General features: G+C 72.4%; 11 protein-coding genes. 4 read left to right on the top strand and 7 right to left on the bottom strand.

The genetic code is table 11. The features are described from left to right. Positions 1-108: 108 nt before the first annotated feature. Entirely contained in the window at positions 109-3,066 is a 2,958-nt protein-coding gene (locus ACZ53K_RS38495) for an FAD-binding and (Fe-S)-binding domain-containing protein (protein ID WP_468846516.1), read from the bottom strand. A 75-nt stretch (positions 3,067-3,141) separates the two neighbouring features. Further along, complete coding sequence (locus ACZ53K_RS38490) at positions 3,142-3,624, bottom strand: MarR family winged helix-turn-helix transcriptional regulator (RefSeq protein ID WP_468846514.1); 483 nt, start codon at positions 3,622-3,624, stop codon at positions 3,142-3,144. Between the two features lie 95 nt (positions 3,625-3,719). On the opposite strand from ACZ53K_RS38490, the gene ACZ53K_RS38485 reads away from it, so the two are divergent. The 3 genes from ACZ53K_RS38485 (at position 3,720) to ACZ53K_RS38475 (ending at position 6,564) form a co-directional block, all read left to right on the top strand. Next, positions 3,720-5,576: an ABC transporter ATP-binding protein gene (locus ACZ53K_RS38485; RefSeq protein WP_468846511.1), complete on the top strand. Its 1,857-nt coding sequence runs from the start codon at positions 3,720-3,722 to the stop codon at positions 5,574-5,576. Positions 5,577-5,659: 83 nt separating this feature from the next. Beyond that, complete coding sequence (locus ACZ53K_RS38480; protein WP_468846545.1) at positions 5,660-6,019, top strand: DoxX family protein; 360 nt, start codon at positions 5,660-5,662, stop codon at positions 6,017-6,019. Positions 6,020-6,141: 122 nt separating this feature from the next. After that, a complete protein-coding gene (locus ACZ53K_RS38475) occupies positions 6,142-6,564 on the top strand; it encodes an ASCH domain-containing protein (RefSeq protein WP_468846508.1) in 423 nt (140 codons plus the stop codon). Between the two features lie 25 nt (positions 6,565-6,589). Here the strand turns inward: ACZ53K_RS38475 and ACZ53K_RS38470 are convergent, their stop codons facing one another. Continuing rightward, positions 6,590-7,765, bottom strand: coding sequence for an SGNH/GDSL hydrolase family protein (locus ACZ53K_RS38470; RefSeq protein WP_468846543.1), 1,176 nt, complete (start codon positions 7,763-7,765; stop codon positions 6,590-6,592). 293 nt (positions 7,766-8,058) lie between these two features. Here ACZ53K_RS38470 and ACZ53K_RS38465 point away from each other — a divergent pair, with 293 nt between their 5' ends. Next, positions 8,059-9,051 (top strand): hypothetical protein, encoded by a 993-nt coding sequence (locus ACZ53K_RS38465; RefSeq protein WP_468846506.1) that lies wholly within the window; start codon positions 8,059-8,061, stop codon positions 9,049-9,051. Positions 9,052-9,111: 60 nt separating this feature from the next. Here the strand turns inward: ACZ53K_RS38465 and lacZ are convergent, their stop codons facing one another. From lacZ to ACZ53K_RS38445, 4 genes are all read right to left on the bottom strand, one after another. Next, positions 9,112-12,303: a beta-galactosidase, LacZ type gene (lacZ, locus tag ACZ53K_RS38460; RefSeq protein ID WP_468846504.1), complete on the bottom strand. Its 3,192-nt coding sequence runs from the start codon at positions 12,301-12,303 to the stop codon at positions 9,112-9,114. Between the two features lie 110 nt (positions 12,304-12,413). Next, positions 12,414-13,058 (bottom strand): LutC/YkgG family protein, encoded by a 645-nt coding sequence (locus ACZ53K_RS38455; RefSeq protein ID WP_468846501.1) that lies wholly within the window; start codon positions 13,056-13,058, stop codon positions 12,414-12,416. Continuing rightward, positions 13,055-14,530: a lactate utilization protein B gene (locus ACZ53K_RS38450; protein ID WP_468846498.1), complete on the bottom strand. Its 1,476-nt coding sequence runs from the start codon at positions 14,528-14,530 to the stop codon at positions 13,055-13,057. The genes ACZ53K_RS38455 and ACZ53K_RS38450 overlap by 4 nt, the downstream gene beginning before the upstream one ends. Next, complete coding sequence (locus ACZ53K_RS38445) at positions 14,527-15,324, bottom strand: (Fe-S)-binding protein (protein ID WP_468846496.1); 798 nt, start codon at positions 15,322-15,324, stop codon at positions 14,527-14,529. Before ACZ53K_RS38445 ends, ACZ53K_RS38450 begins: the two co-directional genes overlap by 4 nt. Positions 15,325-15,796: the final 472 nt, after the last annotated feature.

The following is a 15,796-nucleotide window of genomic DNA, read 5'->3' as shown; positions in this document are numbered from 1 at the left end:
CTGCCCGCCCGAAGACGGCCCGCGGTGTCCCGCCACCGCACACCGCGAAGAGCGCGGCGCCGCCGCATGCACCGGACTGAAGAGCCGCGGGAGGCAGCGCCCCCGCCGTCACCCCTCCGTCCGCGTCGCCCGCTCCAGAGCGAGCAGCGCCGAGTGGTACCCCCGGCCGCCGGTCGCGTGATCCATCCCCACCTCGCACATCCGGTTCGCCGACAGGTGCGCGTCGTAGTGCCGGGACGTCACCTCCGCCGCCTCCTTGGCGGTCGCCGCCTCCGTCAGCTCCTTGTGCAGCATGCCGCGGTCGCCCGCGAAGGCGCAGCAGCCCGCGTCGTCCGGGACGACGACCTCCGCCGCGCACGCCTCGGCGACCGCGCGCAGCTGCGCCTCGTCACCCAGGTGCCGCATCGAACACGTCGGGTGGAGCACGGCGGAACCGACCGTCCGCAGGATCTCCAGGTGCGGCAGCAGTTCCTCGGCCGCCCAGACCACCGAGTCGACGACGGTCAGCTCGGCGTGCAGCTCCCGGTTGCCGGGGGTCAGGTACGGCACGACCTCGTGGGCGATGCCCAGCGTGCACGAGGAGGCGTCCGCCACCAGCGGCAGCCGCCCGCCCGCCGTCCAGCCCCACGCGGCCTCGACGATGCGGTTGGCCATCACCCTGTTGCCCTCGTCGTAGCCCTTGGAGTGCCAGATGGTGGCGCAGCAGGTGCCGGTCACGTCGTCGGGAATCCACACCGGCTTTCCGGCGCGCCCGGACACCGCCACGACCGCCTCGGGCAGGGACGGGCCGTCGAAGCCGTCCGGTTCGCCGAAGATGCGGTTCACACAGGCCGGGTAGTAGACCGCGGCGGCGCCCACCCGCCGGGTGGCGGGCAGCCGGCGGGCCGCCGCGCCGGGGATCTGCGGCAGCCATTCCGGTACGAGGTCGGGGCGTACGGCCTTGCGTGCCGCGCCGGTCAGGGAGCGCAGCAGCCGGTCGGCGCGCCCCGTGCCGATCCGGTCGCCGATCTTCGCGGCGGCGGCCACCGCCAGCCGCGCCGACCGCTCCACCGTCGTGAAGTGCCGGGCGGTCAGGGCCGCGGCGCGTTCCTCCATGGGGGAGTGCCGCCGGTGCCGGAAGTCTTTCATCATCGCGCCGGTGTCGATGCCGACCGGGCAGGCCAGCGCGCAGGTCGAGTCGCCCGCGCAGGTGTCCACCGCGTCGTACCCGTAGGAGTCCAGCAGTGCGCCGGTGACCGGCGAGGCCGGGGTCTGGCGCATCATCTCGCGGCGCAGCACGATGCGCTGCCGCGGTGTCGTGGTGAGGTCCTGGCTGGGGCAGGTCGGTTCGCAGAAGCCGCATTCGATGCAGGGGTCGGCGACCGCCTCGACCCGCGGAATGGTCTTCAGGCCGCGCAGATGGGCTTTCGGGTCGCGGTCGAGCAGGACGCGCGGGGCCAGGATGCCGTGCGGGTCGACGGTCTGCTTGACGCGCCACATCAACTCCGTCGCGCGCGGGCCCCATTCGAGCTCCAGGAACGGTGCGATGTTGCGGCCGGTGGCGTGCTCGGCCTTCAGCGAGCCGTCGAAACGCTCGACGGTCAGGGTGCAGAACTCGTCCATGAAGGCGGCGTAGCGCTCCACGTCCGCGGGCCGGGCGGCGTCAAAGGCGAGCAGGAAGTGCAGGTTGCCGTGGGCGGCGTGGCCCGCCACCGCCGCGTCGAAGCCGTGCCTGTCCTGGAGTTCCAGCAGCGCCGTGCAGGCCTCGGCGAGCCGGGACGGCGGTACGGCGAAGTCCTCGGTGATCAGTGTCGTGCCGGACGGGCGGGAGCCGCCGACCGCGGTGACGAACGCCTTGCGGGCCTTCCAGTACCCGGAGATGGTCCCGGCGTCCCGGGTGAACTCATTGGTGACGGACGCGACCGGGGCGACCAGCTCCAGCCCCGCCAGCACCTTGCGCGCGGCCTCCTCCTGCGCCTCCCGCGCCGCCTCGTCGGGCGCGCGGAACTCGACCAGCAGCGCGGCGGTCGCCTTCGGCAGCTCCGCCCAGTCGGCCGGCACCCCGGACACGCGCACCGACGCGCGCAGCGTGTTGCCGTCCATCAGCTCCACGGCGATCGCGCCGGCCTCGTTGAACAGCGGTACGGCCGCCGCGGCGGCGCTCAGCGTCGGGAAGAACAGCAGGGCGGTGGAGGTGTACCGGTTCAGGGGCAGCGTCTCGAAGACGGTCTCCGCGATGAAGCCGAGGGTGCCTTCGGAGCCCACCGCCAGCCCGCGCAGGATCTCGACGGGGGTGTTGCCGTCGAGGAAGGCGTCCAGGCGGTAGCCGTTGGTGTTCTTGATCTCGTACTTGGCGCGGATGCGGGACACCAACTCCGGGTCCGCCTCGATCTCCGCCTTCAGCGCCAGCAGCCCGCGGCACAGTCCGGGTTCGGCGTGGGCCAGTTCCTCGTCCGCCGCCGGGTGGCCGGTGTCCACGATCGTGCCGGAGGGCAGTACGAGCGTGACGGAGGCGAGCGTCCGGTAGGAGTTGCGGGTGATGCCCGCCGTCATGCCGGAGGCGTTGTTGGCGACCACACCGCCGAGCGTGCAGGCGATGGCGCTGGCCGGGTCCGGGCCGAGCAGCCGGCCGTACCGGGCGAGCGCGGCGTTGGCCCTTACGACCGTGGTGCCGGGCCGGATACGGGCCCGGGCGCCGTCGTCCAGCACCTCGACGCCTGCCCAGTGCCGGCGTACGTCGACGAGGATGTCCTCGCCCTGCGCCTGCCCGTTGAGCGAGGTGCCGGCCGCCCGGAAGACGACGTCGCGGCCCTGGCCGTGCGCGTAGGAGAACACCGCGGAGATGTCGTCCACGTCCTCGGCCAGCACGACGACCTGCGGGACGAAGCGGTACGGGCTGGCGTCGGAGGCGTACCTGACCAGGTCGGAGATGGTGTGCAGCACCTTCTCGGGGCCGAGCAGCGCGGCCAGGTCGTCGCGCAGCCGTTCCGGTGTGCCGGACGCCTGCCGGTCGGCGACCCGGTCGTGGTACGGGCCTTCGGTGGCGGCCGGCCGCAGGGTCCCGGGCTTCGGTTCCAGCAGGGGCATGACGACTCTCCTCCGGTCGGCGCGGGCTCGCTCCGGCGGCGCTCCGGCGCCGGTGCGGCCGCCCGGTTCAGTGTTTCAGCAGCGTGCCGCCGTCCCGTCCACCAGGGTGGACAACAGGCCGCCGAGCACGTCCCGCTGTTCGGCGGTCAGTGGGGCCAGGATTTCGTGTGCCGCGTCCCGGCGCGCGCCGCGCAACGCGCGCAGCGTCGAACGGCCGGCGTCGGTCAGCTCGATCCGTATGACGCGGCGGTTGGCGGGGTCGGGCACCCGGCGGACCGCGTTCTTCGCCTCCAGCGCGTCGACCAGCGTCGTCACGGCCCGCGGCACCACCTCCAGGCGCGCGGCCAGGTCGGCCATGCGGGGCGGTGTGCCGTCGCGGTAGTGGTCCACGATGCGCAGCAGCCGGGTCTGTGCGGGGGTCAGTGCGATGTCGAGCGTCTCCATGTGCCGTTTCTGCGCGCGGTGCATCCGGCGGGTGAGCCGCACCAGCTGCTCCGCGAGATCGGGGTCGGTGAGGACGGGACCGGGTCCGGCGGTGGCGGGATCGGGGGAGGACATGGCCGGAGGATATCAGGACCAAGCTCATTGTGAATATAGGTAACAATGAACTATGCTCGACGGGCCCCGGCCCCGCGACCCCTCCGAAGGAGCCCATGCGCCCCGACGAACCCGAGTGGACCCCGCCGCCCAGGGACCCGGCCCAGCCGGCCCAGGTGCGGCGCATCCTCGCCCTCTTCCGCCCCTACCGCGGCCGGCTGGCCACGGTCGGCCTGCTGGTGGCCGCCTCCTCCCTGGTCTCGGTCGCCTCGCCGTTCCTGCTCCGCGCCGTCCTGGACGTGGCGATCCCCCAGGGCCGTACCGGCCTGCTGACCCTGCTCGCCGCCGGCATGATCGTCACTGCCGTGCTGACCAGTGTCTTCGGCGTCCTGCAGACCCTGATCTCGACCACCGTCGGCCAGCGCGTCATGCACGACCTGCGCACCGCCGTCTACGCCAAGCTCCAGCGGATGCCGCTGGCGTTCTTCACCCGCACCCGCACCGGCGAGGTGCAGTCCCGCATCGCCAACGACATCGGCGGCATGCAGGCCACCGTCACCTCCACCGCGACCTCCCTGGTCTCCAACCTCACCTCCGTGGTCGCCACCGTCGTCGCCATGCTCGCCCTCGACTGGCGGCTGACCCTGGTCTCCCTGCTGCTGCTCCCGCTGTTCGTGTGGATAAGCCGCCGGGTCGGCAACGAACGCAAACGGATCACCACCGCCCGGCAGAAGCAGATGGCCGCGATGTCCGCCATGGTCACCGAGTCACTGTCGGTCAGCGGCATCCTGCTCGGCCGCACGATGGGCCGCGCCGACTCCCTCACCGCGAACTTCGCCACCGAGTCCGACCGGCTGGTCGGCCTGGAGGTCCGCGCCAACATGGCCGGACGCTGGCGGATGGCCACCATCGGCATCGTCATGGCCGCCATGCCCGCCGTCATCTACTGGTCGGCCGGCCTCGTCCTCCAGCTCGGCGGCCCGGCCTTCTCCATCGGCACCCTCGTCGCCTTCGTCACCCTCCAGCAGGGCCTGCTGCGCCCCACCGTCTCGCTGCTGTCCACCGGCGTGCAGATGCAGACCTCCGTCGCGCTCTTCCAGCGCATCTTCGAATACCTCGACCTGCCGGTGACCATCACCGAACCGGAGCACCCGGTACGCCTGGCCGAACCGCGCGGCGAGATCCGCTTCGAGCAGGTGACGTTCGCGTACGACAACCCCGAGCGCGAGTCCGGCGCCGCGCCCGCCCCGGCGACCCTGCGCGACATCGACCTGCGCGTCCCGGCCGGCAGCAGCCTGGCCGTCGTCGGCGCGACCGGCAGCGGCAAGAGCACCCTGAGTTACCTGGTGCCGCGGCTGTACGACGTGACGGCGGGCCGGGTCACCCTGGACGGCACCGACGTCCGCGACCTGGACTTCGACTCCCTCGCCCGCGCCGTCGGCGTGGTCTCCCAGGAGACGTACCTCTTCCATGCCTCCGTCGCCGACAACCTCCGCTTCGCCAAACCGGACGCCACCGACGAGGAACTGAAAGCCGCCGCCCGCGCGGCACAGATCCACGACCACATCGCGGGCCTTCCGGACGGCTACGACACCCTCGTGGGCGAACGCGGCCACCGTTTCTCCGGCGGCGAGAAGCAGCGCCTTGCCATCGCCCGGACGATCCTGCGCGACCCGCCCGTCCTCGTCCTCGACGAGGCCACCAGCGCGCTGGACACCCGCACCGAACACGCTGTGCAGCAGGCCATCGACGCGCTCTCCAAGGGCCGTACGACGATCACCATCGCGCACCGCCTGTCCACCGTTCGCGACGCCGACCAGATCGTCGTCCTCGACGCCGGCCGGATCGCCGAACGCGGCACCCACGGTGAACTCCTCGCGGCCGACGGCCGTTACGCGGCTCTGGTGCAGCGTGACGCACACCTCGCCCCCAACGGTGATCAGCCCCTGTCCGCCGACCTGACCCACGGGTAAGGTCGGCCCCGACCGCACCGGACCGACCCTGGGAGCGCCCCGTGGCAGCCGCCGACTGCACCGCCGACCGATCCGCCCTGACGATGGCCCGGATGCTCGGCGGCATGGGGGCGCTCCACTTCCTCACCCCCAAGCCGTTCGACGCGATCGTGCCCCGCGCCCTGCCGGGCTCCCCGCGCACCTGGACGTACGCCAGCGGCGCCGCCGAACTCGCCGTGGCCGCCGCGGTCGCCCTGCCGCGCACCCGCCGGGCCGGCGCACTGGCCGCCGCGGGCCTGTTCGCCGCCGTCTTCCCCGCCAACATCAAGATGGCCCGTGACTGGCGGCACCGCCCCGCGCCCCTCAAGGCCATCGCGTACGGCCGCCTGCCGCTCCAACTGCCCATGGTGGCCTGGGCCCTGCACACGGCACGCGTGGCTGGGCGGCAGGACGACCGTCCCTGAAGGGCAGGCGCCTCGCGCCACGCAGTCGCCGACGGCACGCGGGCACGAACTCGCCTGATCCACCCGGCCGCCGTGCTCCACGACCGAAAGCCTCCCGGAGCCGGCCGCTTAGGATGAGCCGCATGCCTGCCCACGAAGACCTGCCGCCCTTTGAGTTCGCCTTCCCCGGCCCGCTGCGGGACCAGCTCGTCGCCGCCGTTCTCTCCGGTGCCAAGACCACCACGACGGGCCTGCTGGCGGACTACGAGCACGAGGGCGACCCGCTGCCGCGCGCCGGTGACCGCTATCAGGTTCCGGACTCCGAGGGCCGCCCCGTCGCCGTCATCGAGGTGACGGAGGTACGGGTGCTGCGGCTGGCCGATGTGGATCTGCGGCACGCCGTGGACGAGGGGGAGGGCAACGAGACCGTGGCGGACTGGCGGGCCGATCACGAGAGTTACTGGCACGGACCGGAGATGCGCGCGGCGCTCGGCGACCCGGATTTCCGTGTCGACGACGACACCCGGGTCGTGGCCGAGCGCTTCCGGGTCGTCGAGCGCCTGTAGGTGACGGGAAGGCGCCGCGGCGCGCTCAGAGGGATGCCAGGTCGATCGCCGCGGCCATCGCCCGGTACCCGGCGTCGTTGGGGTGCTTGTGGTCGCCGCTGTCGTAGGCGGGCAGCAGCGCCTCGGGGCGCGACGGATCGGCCAGCGCCGCCGCGAAGTCGGCGACCGCGTCGAACGCGCCGGAGGTGCGGATCCAGGTGTTGATCTCTTGGCGCTTGGCCTCGGCTTCCGGGGTGTGGTACTCGGCGCCCTGGAACGGCATGATCGTTCCGCCGGTCACCCGTACCCCGGCCGCGTGCGCCTGCGCGATCAGGTCGCGGTAACCGTCGATGAGCTGCGCGGCGGACAGCTTCGGGTTCGGCCGGTACGTCGGGAAATCGGCCCCGTCCACCTCGCTGAACCCGATGTCGTTCAGGCCGACGAGCACGATCACCGTCCGTACCCCCGGCTTGTCCAGGACGTCCCGCCGGAAGCGCGTGCCGGCCCGTTCGCCGAACCAGGGCGCGTCGTTGAGCAGCAGGTTTCCGCCGATCCCGGCGTTGAGCACCGGGCGGGCCCGGCCCTCGGCGGCCAGTCGCCCGGCGAGGGCGTCCGGGTAGCGGTGGCCGGCGTCGGTGGTCGAGGCGAAGCCGTCGGTGATCGAGTCGCCGAACGCCACCACGGTGTCCTGCCGGGCCGGGCCGCCGGTCAGCTCGACGTCGGCGAGGAAATACCAGGACACCGTGGTCTCGGTGAAGACCGCCGGGTCGGCGGCGGTCAGCTGGTCGCCCGCCGCGCGGTAGGCGGTGGTGAACGCCTGGGCGTGGAAGGTCGCCGGACCCGTCGGCCGGGCGAAGTACAGGCTCACCGTCAGCTGGTCGAAGGGCGCCACGGGCAGCTCGGCCGCGTCGCTCCAGACTTCGCCGCCCGCGGGGATCCGGACGGACCCGGCGCCCGCGAAGGTCAGCCGGCGGGTCGTCCCGTCCTGGACGGCGGCGCCTTGATCCGTACGGGCGAGGGTGGCGCCGCCGACCTCCAGGGGAGCGCTGCCGAAGCGGTTGGAGAGGCGGACGCGGGCCGCCGTGCCGGAGCCGGTGACCCGGACGACCTGACGTACCGTCTGGTCCGCGAAGCCCTCCTCGGCCCAGTTCTTGTCGAATCCGGTGCTGGGGCGCTGTACGGCGGTGCTCCAGCCGGCGTTCCACCCGATGGCGTCGCTCATGGTGATCACTCGCTCTTCTCTCGTCGTTGCGGTGATCACGAGTCTGCTGCGCGCGGGTCGGGGCACCCAGCCCTCCCGGATGCGTACGCATCCGGTGCCTACCAACGCGAGGGTCACCCTGCGGGTCCGGCCGGTCCCCTCCCGGCGACCGAAGTTGGCGCAATCTTGATCGAGTGGAGTCAGGAAGCGTGCCGAGTGGAGTTTCACCCGATCAGACCCGGCAAGGCGAACGGCACACACCCCACCAGAGATCACCCTGACCCCTGACACCCCTACGGACACACGGAGGCGACGTGCTCGACAGCGCATCCGCACCGGGCCGCCGCAGCGCCCTGGCCGCCACCGTCGCGGCCGGCCTCGGCCTCCTCACCGCCTGCGCAGGGACGGCGGACGGCGACGCGCCACCGCGCCGCGCGGCGCCGCCCCGGACCTCGGGCACCCCCGGCGGCCGGACGGGCAGCCCCACGCCCTCGCCGACCAGGAAGCGGCCCCAGCTGCCGCGCGGCGGCCGGGAGCTGTTCCCCCGGCACCGCCTCGCGGGCTACTGCGGCCTGCCCGGCGCCGCCGCGCTCGGCCGCCTCGGCACCGGCGACCTGGACCAGCGCGCCCGCGAGATCGAGAAGCTCGCACAGACCTACGCCGCCGACGACCGCGAACCACTGCCCGTCCTGGAACTCCTGGCCGTGGTCGCCAACTCCGGCGCGGGCCCCGACGGCACCTACCGCTCCCGCACCTCCGCCGACACCGTCCGCCGCTTCCACGAGGCGGCACGCAAGCACCGCGCGCTGCTGCTCCTGAACATCCAGCCGGGCCGCGCCCCGGCCCTCGGCGAGGTCAAGGCGCTGCGCGAATGGCTGGTGCACCCGGACGTGGGGGTCGCGCTGGACCCCGAGTGGGAGATGGGCCCGGGCGAGAAGCCGGGCGACACCTACGGGAGTACGGACGGCGGCGAACTCACCGAGATCGCCCGCTACCTCTCCGGCCTGGTCCGGGAACACGACCTGCCGGAGAAGCCCTTCGTCTTCCACCAGGTGGCGACCTCGGTGGTCGAGGACCAGGACGCCTTCCGCCCGCAGCCCGGCGTCGCCGCCATCAAGTGCGCCGACGGCATCGGCTCGCCGGGACTGAAGCGCGGCACCTGGAACGACCTGGTCAGAAACCTGCCCCGCGGGATGCACACCGGCTTCAAGCTCTTCTACGACGAGGACACCGAGGGCAGCCGCCTGATGACCCACAAGGAGGTCCTGGCGCTGCGGCCGCAGCCCGAGTACGTCATGTACGAGTGACGGCACGCCGGCCCGCGTGCCCCCGCTCCGCGACCGACACCCGGAGCGGGGGCACCGGCTTCACGCCGGCCGCAGCCGGTACGCGTAGTTGTAGGGCCGGTCGGCGTGCAGCAGGTAGGTGTCCAGCGGCGGCGCGCCCCACGAGTCGTTCCCGCCGACACCCATCTGCCGGTGGTTGACGCCGAGCACCGTCTCGGGGCGCCGCTTCAGCTCGTACGGGTGCTCGTGCCGCTCGCTCTCCAGGTCGGCGGGCGCGTGGTGCAGGGCGCTCAGCTCCAGGAGCGGCGCGCCGTCGCCGGGCTCCGCGCGCACGGTCAGCCCCGTACCGTCGTGGCCGGTGAGGGAGGCGTGGCGTACGTCGGTCACGTTGCCGGTCTGCTGCGGCCGGACGTAGTTGCCGAGCTGGGCGTCGACGCTGCCGCGGTAGCGGCCGACGAAGGCCGCCGAGTGCCGGTCCCAGTAGTTCTCGTGCGGTCCGCGTCCGTACCAGCTGAAGGTCTCCAGCCCGGCCGGTACGGTCAGCAGCGCGCCCACCACGGGCAGGTCGGGCAGTCCGGCGCCCGGCGTCAGCGTGTGCCGTACCCGCACCTCGCCGTCACCGCGCACGGTGAGGACGGTGTCCCACCGTGAGGCGGCGGGGGAGGTGGGCAGGGTGGCCGAGACCTCGATGGTCACCTCGGAGGCGGACGGCTGGGCGGCCTTCACCCGCGTCACGGTGCGCTTGGCGCCCGCCTCGCGCCAGGTGCGCAGCGACTTGTGCGCGTCCCGGCCGATGTCGTTGTCCGTGGGGCCGCGCCAGAAGTTGGGCACCGGGCCGGCGGTCAGCAGGGCCCGCCCGCGGTGGCGGTAGGCCGACAGGGTGCCGCTCGCCTTGTCGAGGACGAGTTCCAGGTCGCGCCCGCCGACCGTGACGGCGTGGTCCGACTCGGTGAGGTGCAGCGGCGGCAGTCCGGCGGGGGAGGGGGCGGCGGCTGCGGGGGCGTGCCAGGGCAGTGCGAGCTGTTCGGCGGCGACGCTGTGGCCCGCGTCGGCCCAGGAGGTGGCGTGCCGCAGCACGAAGGAGAGATTCAGCCAGTACTCGGCGCCCGGAGCGGGCCGTTCGGGCCGCTCGAAGGGAATCCGTACGGTCGTGTCCCGGCCCGGCGCGACCTTCGGCGCGGGGAGCGTGCCGTGCTGGAAGCGCTCTCCGTCCCGGGTGACCTCCCAGCGCAGCTCGTAGGCGTCCAGGCCCAGGAACAGCTGCCGGTTGGTGACCCGAACCGTGCCGGTGGCGAGGTCGGCCGCGGCTGCCCGAACGGCCTGGTAGACCTTCTTCACCTCATGGATGGCCGGGTGCGGCGCGCGGTCGGCGGCGACGATGCCGTTGCAGCTGAAGTTCCAGTCGGTTGGGTAGCCGGGGTGCCAGTCGCCGCCGTAGGACAGATAGGTGCGCTTCGGGTCGCCGGGGACGGGCCGGCGGATGGCCTGGTCGACGAAGTCCCAGATGAAGCCGCCGTGCAGGTTGGGGTAACGCTCGAAGACGTCCCAGTACTCCTGGAAGTTGCCGGTGCTGTTGCCCATGGAGTGCGCGTACTCGCACAGGATGAACGGTTTCGGGTTGCCGGATCTGCCGTACCGCTCGACCTCGTCCGGCTTGCCGTACATCCGGCTCTCGATGTCCGCGACCGCGTTCATGCCCTCGTAGTGCAGCGGCCGGGACGGGTCGCGGCGGCGCGTCCAGCCGGCCATCGCCACGAAGTTGAGCCCCTGGCCCGCCTCGTTGCCCAGCGACCACACCACGACGGACGGGTGGTTCTTGTCCCGCTCGACCATGGACCGCATCCGGTCCAGGCAGGCTCCGGTCCACGCCGGAAGGCTGCCGGGCAGCCAGTCGCGCACCCCGTGCGACTCCAGGTTGGCCTCGCCGACGACGTACAGGCCGTACTCGTCGCACAGGTCCAGCCAGCGCTGGTCGGCGGGGTAGTGGGAGGTGCGTACGGCGTTGATGTTGTGCTGCTTCATGATGCGGATGTCCTGGAGCATCCGCTCCTCCGGGACGGCCTGTCCGCGGTCGGGGTCGGTCTCGTGCCGGTTGACGCCGCGGAAGACGACCGGCTGCCCGTTGACGGTGAGCTTGCCGGGCCCGTACGCGATGGAGCGGAAGCCGACGCGGGTGCTCTGTACGTCGACGGTGCGGCCCGCCGGGTCGGTGAGGGTGAGGACGAGCGTGTAGAGGTTCGGCGTCTCGGCGGACCACAGGTCCGGGGCCCGGACGGTGGCTTTCGGTGCGACTGTGACGTCCTGCCCGCCGGTGAAGCGGACCGTCGCGGTCAGCGGCGCGGGCAGCACCGGCCGTCCCCGGCCGTCGTACAGCACCGCGCCGAGCCGGTGCGCGTCCGCCGCTGCCGCGCCCCGGTTGCGTACCGTCGCTTCCACGGTCATCTCCGCGTCGTGGTGCGCGGCGTCCAGAGCGGTGCGCACGTGGAGGTCCTGGAGGTGCACGGAGGCCGTGGAGTACAGGTACACGTCGCGGAAGATCCCGGACAGGTCGATCATGTCCTGGTCCTCCAGCCAACTGCCGTCGGACCACCGGTAGACCTCGACGGCCAGCACGTTCGTGCCGGGACGCAGCCGCTCGGTGATGTCGAACTCGGCCGGCGTGTAGCTGTCCTCGCTGTAACCGACCCGCTCGCCGTTGACCCACACGAAGAACGCCGACTTCACGCCCTGGAAGGAGAGCAGGGTGTGGCGGCCGTCCCAGTCGGCGGGCACGGTGAAGGTGCGCCGGTAGGAGCCGACAGGGTTGAAGCCGTGCGGGACGTGCGGCGGCCGCGGGTCCTCGTAACCGATCCAGGGGTACTTGACGTTGAGGTAGATCGGCTCCGGATAGCCCTCGATCTCCCAGTTGGAGGGCACGGTGATCCGGTCCCAGCCGCTGTCGTCGTACCGGGGCGCGAAGAAGTCGCGGGGCCGCTCGTCGGGGTTCTTCGACCAATGGAAGCGCCAGCTGCCGTTGAGCGAGCAGTAGTACGGTGACGCGCCGAACTCCCCGGTGCGCGCCGCCCGGGCGTCCGCGTACGGGACGAGGCGGGCGCGGGCCGGTTCGCGGTTGACCTGGAAGACGCGCGGGGCGGCGTCCCACTCGGTGCCGGCGGTGGCGGTCGTGCCGACGGTGGCGGCGAAGGACCGTTTCTGTGCGGTGAAGGCGGCCCACCCGGCCAGCGCGGCACCGGTGGCGAGGAACGACCGGCGGTTGATGCGGCGTACGTTCATGGAACAGCTCCGAACGTAAGGCAACAGGAAGCGTCAGGGTCGAACGTTGGTGGCGTGCATGACAAGACATCCGCGCGTCACTTCCCACCGCCCCGGCCCGGCCGTGCCCCTCACTCCGAAAGCAGGACCACCTCCAGCTTCCGCGGCCCGTGCACCCCCTCCACCCGGTCCAGCTCGATGTCACTGGTCGCCGACGGACCCGAGATCCACGTCAACGGCCGGGCCGGATCAAGGCGTTCGAGCGCCTGCGGCACCGAGTCGACAACCTGGTCCGGCACACGGATCACACAGATGTGGTGATCGGGAACGAGCGAAACCCGGCGGCGCCCCTGGTCGGGCGAACCGTCCAGCACGATCGTCCCGGTCTCGGCGATCGCCACCGCGCAGCCGGTCACGACACTCTCCACCGCGTCCAGTTCCCGCGCGGTGCTCGCCGCCCGGTCGTGGACGCGGGCGGGCTCCGCGGCAGCCGTCCACTCCGGATCCAACCCCGGCGGTACGAGTACGGACCGCGCACCGTGCTCGTTGAGCAAGCGCGCGACCAGCGTGCCCACGTCGCCCGCGCCGCAACGATGCACCACCGCCCGGTACTCCGCGAGATTCTCCGCCAGCAGCGCCACCCGCTCCGCCGCCGTACGGGAGCCGTGCACCCGCAGATAGTCGCGCGGGACCGGCGGATCCTCGTACCCCTCACCGCGCGGCACGTCCGCCAGCGCCCGGCGCACCCGCGCCAGCACCACATCCCTGCTGCTCACTTCGCCCGCTCCTCTCCCCGCGTGCGCCGCCACCAGTCCCGGAAGGACTCGGCCGGCACCGGCGGCAGGTCCCGGGTGTCCGACCAGGCGCGCCCGGGCCCCGGCAGCCGGCGCGGATGCAGCCGCCGGGTACGGGCCGCCAGCCGCTGGCCCGTACGCAGCACCCCCGGATGGTCGAACGCGAACCCCGCCGCGCGCATCGCGGCCCGCTCGGCGGCGTGCCTCTTGGCGGGCTTGAGGACGGTCTTCACGCCGCGTCGCGTCACCCGGCCGCCCTGCACCACCCGCTCCCGCAGATGCACCAGTACCTCCGGGATGTCGATGGCCACCGGGCACACCTCGTAGCAGGCGCCGCACAGCGACGACGCGTACGGCAGCGAGGCGTCCAGCTCGCTCGCCGTACCGCGCAGCTGCGGGGTGAGGATCGCGCCGATCGGACCGGGGTACGCCGAGCCGTATGCGTGCCCGCCGGCCCGCTCGTACACCGGGCACACGTTCAGGCAGGCCGAGCAGCGGATGCAGCGCAGCGCCTGGCGGCCCACCGTGTCGGCGAGGGTGTCGGTGCGCCCGTTGTCGAGCAGCACGAGGTGGAAGGCGCGCGGTCCGTCGCCGTCCGTCGTGCCGGTCCACATCGAGGTGTACGGATTCATCCGCTCGGCCGTCGAGGACCGGGGCAGCAGCTGAAGGAAGATCTCCAGGTCCTGCCAGGTCGGCACCACCTTCTCGATGCCGACGACCGAGATCAGCGTCTCCGGCAGGGTCAGGCACATCCGGCCGTTGCCCTCGGACTCCACGACGACCAGCGTCCCGGTGTCGGCCACCATGAAGTTGGCGCCGGAGACCCCGACCTTCGCGTTCAGGAACTTCTCGCGCAGATGCAGCCGCGCCGCCTCCGCCAGCTCGGACGGCGCGTCGGACAGTTCCTCCGGCGCCGGGCGGCCCCAACGCCCCATCTGCTCCCGGAAGATGTCGCGGATCTCGCTCCGGTTGCGGTGGATCGCGGGCACCAGGATGTGCGACGGCAGATCGTCCCCGAGCTGCACGATCAGCTCCGCCAGGTCCGTCTCGTACGCGCTGATGCCCGCGTCGGCCAGCGCCCGGTTCAGCCCGGTCTCCTGCGTCGCCATCGACTTGACCTTGACGACCTCGCGCTCGCCGGTCTCCCGCACCAGCCGGGTGACGATGGCGTTGGCCTCGGCGGCGTCCGCCGCCCAGTGCACCTGCCCGCCGGCGGCCGTCACCGACTCCTCCAGCTGTTCCAGGTAATGGTCCAGATGGCGCAGCGTACGGTCCTTGACGGCGGCGCCCGCCGCCCGCAGCCGCGCCCAGTCGTCCAGCTCGGCCACCGCCTTGGCCCGTTTGTCGCGGATGGTGTGGGTGGCGTGGCGCAGGTTGCCGCGCAGCCGCTCGTCCTGCGTGGAGGACGCGGCGGCCGCCGGGAACGCGGGCATACCGAGATACGTGCCGCTCACCGCGGACTCCCTTCCTCGGCGGGGGCATGGGCGGGTTCCCGGGCGTCGGCCTCCGTGGCGGCCAGGATCTCCGCGATGTGCACGGGCCGGGCCGCCGCGCCCTGCCGCCGGAGCGTGCCGCCGATGTGCAGCAGACAGGAATTGTCGACCGTGCAGACCGCCTCCGCGCCCGTCTCCCGGATCGCCCGCGCCTTGTCGGCGCCCATCGCGGCCGACACCGCAGGGTTCTTCACCGCGAAGGTGCCGCCGAAGCCGCAGCACTCCTCGGCGCCCGGCAGCTCCCGCAGCTCCAGCCCCCGTACGTGCTCCAGCAGCCGGCGCGGCCGGTCGCCCAGGCCCAGCATCCGCAGGCCGTGACAGGTGGGGTGGTACGTGACGGTGTGCGGGTAGTACGCGCCCACGTCCGTCACCTTCAGCACGTCCACCAGGAACTCGGTCAGCTCGTACGTCTTCGGCACGGCGCTCGCCGCGGCCCGCGCCAGCTCCTCCCGCCCGGCGCGCCCCTCCTCCGCGGCCCGCGCGGCGATCCGCGGATAGTTGTCCCGCACCATCGCCGCACACGACCCGGACGGGGTGACCACATGGTCGTAATCGGCGAAAGCACGGTCGAATCGGTGCACCAGCGGCTCGGTCAGATGCCGGTAACCGGTGTTGAACTGCGGCTGGCCGCAGCAACTCTGCGCTTCCGGGAATCCCACCTCGACCCCGAGGCGTTCCAGCAGCGTGATCACTGCCCGGCCGGTGTCCGGGTGGAGCGTGTCGTTGATGCAGGTGACGAACAGTGCTACGCGCACGTTGCCATCTCCTTTCGGCTGCCGGGACCGCTGGCGGCGGGCCGCCTCACCGGTACATGATCACCTGTCGGCTCATCCTGCCCCAGCGGCGGGCGAAGGAGAAGGACCCGGAGCGGAGGACCATGACATGTGTGCAACAGGCCGAGGACGTGACGGAGGACGGCGCGCCGCGGAAGGTGTCGCAGGTACGGCAGCTGGCCGCGGCGTCGGTCGGCAACGCGGTGGAATGGTACGACTGGTTCTCCTGCACGGACGCCCAGGCAGTCTACTTGAGTGCCTCGTGCCTGCATCGATGCAGGTCGGCATAGATGTGTGAGCGGTCATTCATGTGCAGGTGTTACTGGGCTCCGCCGCCTCTGGCCGGGTCGATTCTGACTATCCGCTGACTTGCCTGACGGGTAGTCAGGTGTGCTGCGAGCGCCTGAGCCGAGCCCTTGCGAGGTGGAGGTTCTCGTTCCTGGTGTCAGGCGAC

It is taken from the genome of Streptomyces sp. NPDC033221, assembly GCF_055577005.1.
This window is presented reverse-complemented; position numbering and strand designations above follow the sequence as displayed.